Source organism: Mesorhizobium sp. M4B.F.Ca.ET.017.02.2.1 (genome assembly GCF_003998955.1).
GTDB lineage: Bacteria > Pseudomonadota > Alphaproteobacteria > Rhizobiales > Rhizobiaceae > Mesorhizobium > Mesorhizobium abyssinicae.
Genome location: NZ_RZOF01000295.1, coordinates 1 through 7,830, shown reverse-complemented (window position 1 = coordinate 7,830; position 7,830 = coordinate 1). Strand labels below are relative to the sequence as shown.

At 64.5% G+C, this 7,830-nt stretch carries 5 protein-coding genes and 1 pseudogene; 1 reads left to right on the top strand and 5 read right to left on the bottom strand.

Annotated features, from left to right (window positions below; genetic code table 11):
* On the top strand, positions 1–515 hold a 515-nt coding region (locus EN738_RS26590; protein ID WP_145966938.1), incomplete at its 5' end, for an amidohydrolase family protein.
* Between the two features lie 75 nt (positions 516–590).
* Here EN738_RS26590 and EN738_RS26585 read toward each other — a convergent pair.
* The 5 genes and pseudogenes from EN738_RS26585 to EN738_RS26565 all read right to left on the bottom strand — a co-directional run.
* Complete coding sequence (locus EN738_RS26585; RefSeq protein ID WP_127286294.1) at positions 591–2,105, bottom strand: malonyl-CoA synthase; 1,515 nt, start codon at positions 2,103–2,105, stop codon at positions 591–593.
* A gap of 83 nt (positions 2,106–2,188) precedes the next feature.
* Positions 2,189–2,935 carry a GntR family transcriptional regulator gene (locus EN738_RS26580; RefSeq protein ID WP_127286293.1) on the bottom strand — a complete coding sequence of 249 codons (747 nt, stop codon included), beginning with the start codon at positions 2,933–2,935 and terminating at the stop codon, positions 2,189–2,191.
* A 277-nt stretch (positions 2,936–3,212) separates the two neighbouring features.
* Positions 3,213–3,890 (bottom strand): ribulose-phosphate 3-epimerase, encoded by a 678-nt coding sequence (gene rpe, locus EN738_RS26575; protein WP_127286292.1) that lies wholly within the window; start codon positions 3,888–3,890, stop codon positions 3,213–3,215.
* Positions 3,891–4,094: 204 nt separating this feature from the next.
* Positions 4,095–6,053 (bottom strand): EB domain-containing protein, encoded by a 1,959-nt coding sequence (locus EN738_RS26570; RefSeq protein ID WP_127286291.1) that lies wholly within the window; start codon positions 6,051–6,053, stop codon positions 4,095–4,097.
* A 129-nt stretch (positions 6,054–6,182) separates the two neighbouring features.
* A pseudogene (locus EN738_RS26565) lies at positions 6,183–7,830 on the bottom strand (hypothetical protein); the annotation flags it as partial.

The window sequence follows — 7,830 nt, the reverse complement described above, 5'->3', positions numbered from 1 at the left end:
TGACCCATCTCTTCAACGCCATGAGCCAGATCGGCAACCGCGAGCCGGGGCTGGCGGGCGCGGCCATCGACACAGGCGGGTTGTCGGCCGGAATCATCGCCGACGGCATCCATGTCGATCCAGCCACTATGGCGATCGCGCTGCGCGCCAAGAAGGGGCCGGGCAAGATCGTGCTGGTCACCGACGCCATGGCGACGATCGGCACCGACATGACGTCGTTCACGCTGAACGGCCGCACCATATACCGCAAGGACGGCAGCCTCAGGCTGGCCGACGGAACCTTGGCCGGGGCCGATCTCGACATGATCTCGGCCGTGCGCTTCATGCACCGCGTCGTCGGGCTGGAGCTTGGCGAGGCGCTGCGCATGGCTTCGCTCTATCCAGCCGAGGCGATCGGCCAGGCGCACCGGCTCGGCCGCTTCGCCAACGGCACCGCAGCCGACATCGTGGCATTGTCGGAGGATCTGGACGTGAAGAGCGTCTGGATCGGCGGCAAGAAGGTGTTCGGGGCGTAGGCCCTCGATCCTACCGTCAATTAGGAAACCAACGTTCGCAATTGGCCGGAGCCCTTCGCGCATCGTCATCGAAAACTATTGGCCGTAGAGATCCTTGTAGGTCTCGCGCAAAACGTTCTTCTGCACCTTGCCCATGGTGTTGCGCGGCAGCTCGTCGACGAAGATCACCTGCTTCGGATGCTTGTATCGGGCGAGCCGACCCGCGATGGCGTCGAGGACATCGGCCGCGCCGATGGCCGAGCCCGGCTTGCGCACCACGATCGCAGTGACACCCTCGCCGAAGTCCGGATGGGCGACGCCGATCACCGCGCTTTCGCTGACGCCGGCAAGCGCATCGATCTCGCCCTCGATCTCCTTGGGGTAGATGTTGTAGCCGCCGGAAATGATCAGGTCCTTGCCGCGCCCGACGATATGCACGTAGCCGTCCCGATCGACGAGGCCGAGATCGCCGGTGATGAAGAAGCCGTCGGGACGGAATTCGGCCTTGGTCTTTTCCGGCATCCGCCAGTAACCCGCAAAGACGTTCGGGCCCTTCACCTCGATCATGCCAACCTCGCCCTGTGCGAGCGACCCGCCGCCGTCGGGATCGGCGATGCGCAGCGAAACGCCCGGCAAGGGAAAGCCGACCGTGCCGGCGCGCCGCTCGCCATCGTAGGGGTTGGATGTGTTCATATTGGTTTCGGTCATGCCGTAGCGCTCGAGGATGGCGTGGCCGGTGCGCTCTCGCCAGGCGGCATGCGTCTCGGCCAGCAAGGGCGCCGAGCCGGAAATGAACAGGCGGATGGTTTTCGCCGCCTGGGCGTCCAGGCCCTGCTGCTGCAGCAGGCGCACGTAGAAGGTCGGCACGCCCATCAGCGCGGTGGCGCGCGGCAGCAGCGAGACGATGCGGACCGGATCGAATCTCGCCTCGAACAGCATCGAGGCGCCGGCCATCAGGATCACGTTGGTGGCGACGAACAGGCCATGCGTGTGGAAGATCGGCAGCGCGTGGATCAGGACGTCTTCGGCGCTGAAGCGCCAATGCTCGACCAGCACGCGCGCGTTCGAGGCGAGGTTCTCGTGGCTGAGCATGGCGCCCTTCGAGCGGCCGGTCGTTCCCGACGTGTAGAGGATCGCGGCAAGGTCGTCCGGTCCGCGCGCCACATCGTCGAAATCCGCCTGATTTCCGGAAGCGCTTTCGGGCAGCGAACCGTCGCCGTGCTGACCAAGCGTCGCCAGCGCCGCGCCGGACGCCTGAGCCAGCGGGCCGATATCGGCCGCTCTTGCCGGGTCGCAGACCACCAGCCGCGGTTCGGCATCGCCAAAGAAATAGCGGAGTTCCGGCAGAGTGTATGCGGTGTTGAGCGGCAGGAAGACGGCCCCGGCGCGCAGGCAAGCAAGGTAGAGCAGCACCGCTTCCGGGCTCTTCTCGACCTGCACGGCGACGCGGTCGCCCGGCGCCACGCCGGATTGCACCAGCGCATGCGCCAGCTGGGCCGAGCGCGCCAGCATGTCGCCATAGGTGAGGGAGCGCCCGTCATCCGTCTGCATCAACAGCCGCCGAGGTGCCGTGACGCGGGCGCGAAAAGCGTCGAACAGGTGATTGCTCATTGTTGCTCCCGCGTGGCGCGGCGAATCCTAAATTCGCATCGTTGCGGCGAGAGCGAATATCAGATTTGAGACTGGAAGAGCAGCTATTTGCGGCCGCGCAACGCCTTGGCCGCGGTTGCCTTGGGATCGCCGTCCTGGCTGAAACGCGCCATGCACATGGCCGCCGTCAGCCGGTAATGGTTGAGCAAGGCCTCGACCGCGCCGTCGGCGTCGCCATCGAGGGTGCGTTCGGCGATCTGGCGGTGTTCGGCAAGGTCGTCGCGCTCGTCACCCGGGCCGTGCTGCGAGATCAGCCGGTAGCGGGAAGCCTGGTCGGAAAGCTGGTCGCAGAAACCGACCAGCCAGTGCGACCGGCAGCCCCCGATCAGCGCGCGATGGAAGGCGCGATGCAGCTTCTCCCAGTCCGGATTGTTGGTCGAGGGCTCACCCGGCAGGCGGCGCTGGGCGCGCGCCAGGCGATGCAGCGCCAGCACCAGCTGCTCTTCCCATTCGCCGGTGCGGTGCTCGATCGATTCGCGCAGCGCCCTTTCCTCCAGCCAGCAGCGGGTGCGGGTCAGCTCATCCAGCTCCTCGGCGCTGACCGGCATCAGGAAGAAGCCGCGCTGGTCGTGGCGGCCGAGCAGGCCTTCCGAAGCCAGACGGTTAAGCGCCTCGCGCACGGGCGAGGCGCCGGCGCCATATCGCGAAACCACCCATTCGACCCGAAGCTTGCTTTCGGTCTCCAGCACACCGCGCAAGAGATCGTCCCGAAGTTGATGATAGACCGTGCTGGCAAGGGTGCTCTTGGGTCCGGCACCTTCATCGCCCGGATCGGCGGTTCCGTACGTCAATATCGCTCCTGTTGCCTGCCTTGGCCTGTTGTTGGTTCTTGTTGCGAAGCAGTCTCAATCCCGTAGGCGTACTATACCGTGCCACACTTCGCGGCCTCAAGCGGAAGATGATGGTATTGGACTTAAAGAGGATAGAGAGCGCAGTGGCTCGCCGAAGTAACGGGCGGCTCAAGAATATTGAATTTTCTGAGAAGCTTGAGGCGCTGGACAGCGAAGCTACTCATTTCGGCTATCAATCAGACTGGGTATCCAGCCGAGATACGGTCAACGGCCAGGATCAGGCGGCGGCGCTGTCCGCCGCGGTCCTGATCGCCTCGATGTTGGCCCGATAGGCCTCGACGCTGTCGCCCTTGAAGATGGCGGCGCCCGCGACCAGCACGTCGGCGCCCGCCGCGGTGACCAGCGGCGCCGTCTCCGGCGACACCCCGCCGTCGATCTCGATGCGGATCGGACGGTTGCCGATCAGCGCCTTCACCCGCTTCACCTTGTCGACCATTGCCGGAATGAACGCCTGACCGCCAAAGCCCGGATTGACGGTCATGATCAGGATGAGGTCGAGCCGGTCGAGCACGTATTCGACAGCGCTTTCGGGTGTCGCCGGGTTGAGCGACACGCCGGCCTTCTTGCCGAGGTTCTTGATGGTCTGCAGCGAGCGGTCGAGATGCGGCCCGGCCTCTGCATGCACGGTCAGGCCGTCGCAGCCGGCCTCGGCGAAGGCGGCCAGATAGGGATCGGCCGGCGCGATCATCAGATGGCAATCGAAGAAGGCCTTGGTACGGTTGCGGATCGCCTTCACCACCGGCGGGCCGAAGGTGATGTTGGGGACGAAATGGCCGTCCATGACGTCGAGATGGATCCAGTCGGCGCCGGCCGCTGCGACGGCTTCGACCTCGTCGCCGAGCTTCGAGAAATCCGACGCCAGCACCGATGGCGCGATCAGGGTTTTCTTGGCCATGTCCGCTTCCCGTTCTTCAAGTCCGCTCCGCCCTAGCGCATCGGCTGCAAAATCGGAACCGATTTTCGGAAAGGACATGCCCGATTATGTGTTGGAGGGCAGCTAGTGCCAAAAAGGACGCATGTCGCTCCAGACCAGGACGAGGTTCGTCATCCCCGCAAAGGAGAGAGGCGGCACCGCCTCTCTCCTGGTTTGCAGCGGGATTCAGTTCACCTGAAGCCGTGACCTGGCCTGCCCCGGCAGAAACGACTGGCCCCTGCCTTGCTTCAACTTCTGCAGCCCAAGCGTCTTCGAAGCCGGCCTGGGCACGCAATGTCCGCGCACCGTCATTTCGGTTGGCCGGCAGCCCGTGGTGATGATTGCGTCCCTCACACATGCCTTGCCGACCAGATGATAGCCGCGTTTGCAGTCGATGATGATGGAAGGCATGCGAACGCATTCGCCATTGATGCGCTGTTCGTCACGCCGGCATTTCCCGGCGATCACGGCATTCTTCACGCATTTCAGGCCGACCTGATGATAGCCGGGCAGGCAGTGGATGCTGACGCCGATGCACCGGCCGTCGACCAGCTTCTCGGTGTTCTTGCACGCGGCCACCAGCGGCCTGTCGACACATTTGCCGCGCAGCAGACTTTGGCTAGGCAGGCATTTGCGGCCGGGATCGACGACGACCGGCGGCAGCCTGGGCTTGCCGAAGTCGGGTCGCGGGCTTGAGACCAGATCGTCGACCTTGGGCTCGATAGTCCGTTTTATGCAGGTGAAATCCTCCGCATCCATGTCGATGGTGGCGATGGATCCATTTGGCTTGATCTCCTGCAAGGTGCACTGGATCGAGCGGGTCCTGCTAATGCTGAGATCGTGCGCGGCACTGGCCTTGAACACACCGCCTTCGTTGAAGGCGACCGCGGTGCCGGTGAAGAAGGCGCCATTCGAGCAACCGATTCGATAGTGCAACGCGCCGGGAGCATCGCGGCTCGCTTCGAACGCGACCTGGCCTTTGCGCGGGCAAAGTTTCCTGGATCCGGCGCTGTCGGAAACGGTCACTTCGCCTTGCCAGTCGGCCTTTGCCGGCGGGTTGTCGGGATCGGCCTGCGGTCCATCGGTGAAGCCGCCGCCGCCGGCGCCAGTGCAATGGACGGTGATGTCCTTCCAGCCGTCGAAGGGCTCGAACGGGCCGTTGCCGACTATTTCGGTCTTGTACTGGAAGTACGCGGTCGCTCCGACATTCTCCCATTTCTCATAGATGGCGAAATAGCCGTTCTTGCCCGCGTCGAAGGACGCCCAGACCTGCTTGAACTCCGATGTGATCGGCCCATCGTCCTTCTGCCGCCAGATGCGCATCGATACCGGCCCGGCCTTGTTGGCCTGCGCGCGGCTGGTCACCTTGAGCGCCGGGCACACTGTGCCGGGTGTCGAGCCGGGCTGGTTCGAGCGGTAGGTGGTCAGGAACAGCTTGACGTTCTTTGTCTCGAATTCGCCGAAGTCGACGGCGATGTCCTGAGCCGCCGGTTTGACGACGGGATCGCAGACGACCTGAACGTCGAACGAACCGTGTTCGGCATAATGCGATTCGTAGATCGGATAGGGCCAGCTGCCGCCCATCACCTCGGTGGCAGCATTGTGCATGTCGAGCGCCTTGTCGGTCAGCGCCGAAAAGGTCGCGTGGAAAGTGTGTGTGAACGAATAGGACTTCGTCGGCCCATCGGGCTGGAGGTGCTGGTTGCACTTGGCGATAATCTGATCGCCATAGGGCACCGACGCGATGTCCGCATTCGAAGACAGCGCCATGATCGAGGGATCGAAGGAGAAGTTCTCCTGGTGATCATAGTCGCGGCTGACCGGCGATGCGCTCCAGATCGGCGGAAACGCCCCGCACTGGCTGGGGCCGCATACGCCGAGCGATACACCGACCTGCTGCACGTAGCCTGGCCAGCGTGTGTCGATCTTCATGTGGCCCCAGAACTGGACCGTGCCGCTTTTCAGCCTGTCCCATTTCTGTTTGTCGCTCGAAACGACATGAAGCGTGGTGTTGACGCTCTGCGTGTCGAACGACATCGACTTGATGTTGGCCTGTGTGGCGAAAGCGGAGGTGCTGACTAGTCCGGCTGCGAACAGGGCAACAGTCGCAACCGTATTGCGAAAGGCATAGCTGACTGAAGACATCTCTCTCTCCTGATGTGTTCCTTCAGCGATTGGTCGCCGCTCGCGGCATCAAGGTTCACGCGGGCGATCCCGCCAACGAAAAACCCCGCCGGATTGCTCCGGCGGGGTTCTGGTTTTCCTATCGCTAGATCACGGCTTGGAGTTCTGGATGTTCGCTCCCGCCGGATCCTGCTGCACCTGCGGCGTGCGTCTCGGCACCAGTTGCTGCAGGATGTTCGGATTGAGCAGCAGGTTCGGGTTGACCTCCACGCCCGGCTTGCGAAGCGGGACGCAGTTTGGATATTTTCCGGTCGTCCCGGTCGGGCAGCGCCGCAGGATGATGATCGGCTGGCACTGGCCGTTGATCAGCTGCGAACCCGGCGCGCATTCCTGCCGGACCCTACGGCAGGCGCCGTCACGGACCTCGGTGCCACGCGGGCAGACGCACTCGCCACGCTTGTTGTGGACCTGGCCGCGAATGGTGCACTGCTCCAGTTCGGGCTTCTTCTGCCGGCAGGCGCCGTCGCGGATCTCCGTACCCCTCGGGCAGACACAATTGCCGTTGGCGTCGTGGATCTGGCCGCGGATCGTGCACTGCTCGGGCTGTGGCCGGATCGGCCGGCAGGCGCCGTTGCGCAGCTCTGTCCCCTTCGGGCAGACGCAATCGCCATCGGCATTGCGGACCTGGCCGGGGATGCGGCACTGCTCCGGTTTCGGCCGGATCGGCCGGCAGGCGCCATTGCGCACCTCGGTTCCCTTCGGGCAGACGCAATCGCCGTCCGCGTCGTGGACCTGGCCGCGAATGGTGCACTGCTCGGGCTTCTGCTTGTCCCGCACGCAGGCATTCGCGATCCTGTCGAGATGCGTGCCCTTGGGGCAGTAGCAGCTGTCGCCGTCCGCCGACGGCACCGAGCCGGGTATGGTGCAGCCTTGCGTGATCTTCACGCAGGCGCCGTTCTCGAGCTCGGTTCCGCGCGGACAGACACAGCGCCCGTCCTCGGTGCGGATCTGGCCCTTGAGCAGCACGCAGGGCTTGGGCTTCGGCTCGACGATGACGCCGCCGCCCGTGCACTGGCCGTTGCGGTAGGTGGTGCCTTCGGGGCAGACGCAGCGGCCGGCATCGTTCATGACGAAACCTGCCGAGCACTGTTTCTTCACCTCGTTCCTGATGGTGAAGGGATGGCACGCATAGGCCCTGCCGCGATTGCCCTGGATGTTGGCCTGATCGCCGGCAAGCACGTCGCCGCCGCCCTGCACCCGCGTATCCGGGGACAGGACGCCAACGCAGTTCTGACCGTTGACCGTGCCCTGCAGATTGGCCAGGCGGCCGTCATCGGGGATGACCATGGTGACATTGTGCACGTGGCTTTCCCCGGCGCCGAGCGTCAGGTTGGCAATGCAGGACAAAGGCAGCGTCGTCGGTTCCGGCGAGCAGCCGAAGGGCGGCTCAATCGACGTGATCTCGACGCCTTCCAGCCTGCCCAGTCCTTCCACGCCGATCGCATCGCCGATCCGGACCGGACCGGAGAAGGCGGCTGGCCCATCGTTCGTGATGGTGATCTCGAACGAGCAGGGCTGGCCGGGCTGGCATTCGCTGTCGCCGGTCTTCTCGACGCGGATGGTCGGAGCCCCGCCGCCCTTGGCGCAAGCCTGGCCGATCGGATAGACGATGTCGTCTCCCGGCGCCGGCCCGTAGGAGCCGCGCGCGCAGTTCTCGAACTCGCCATTGGCCGAGACCGTCACGTCGAAGTGCCTGGAGGTTCCGGGCGTCATCACGGCGCCGGGAATCTGGCAAGAC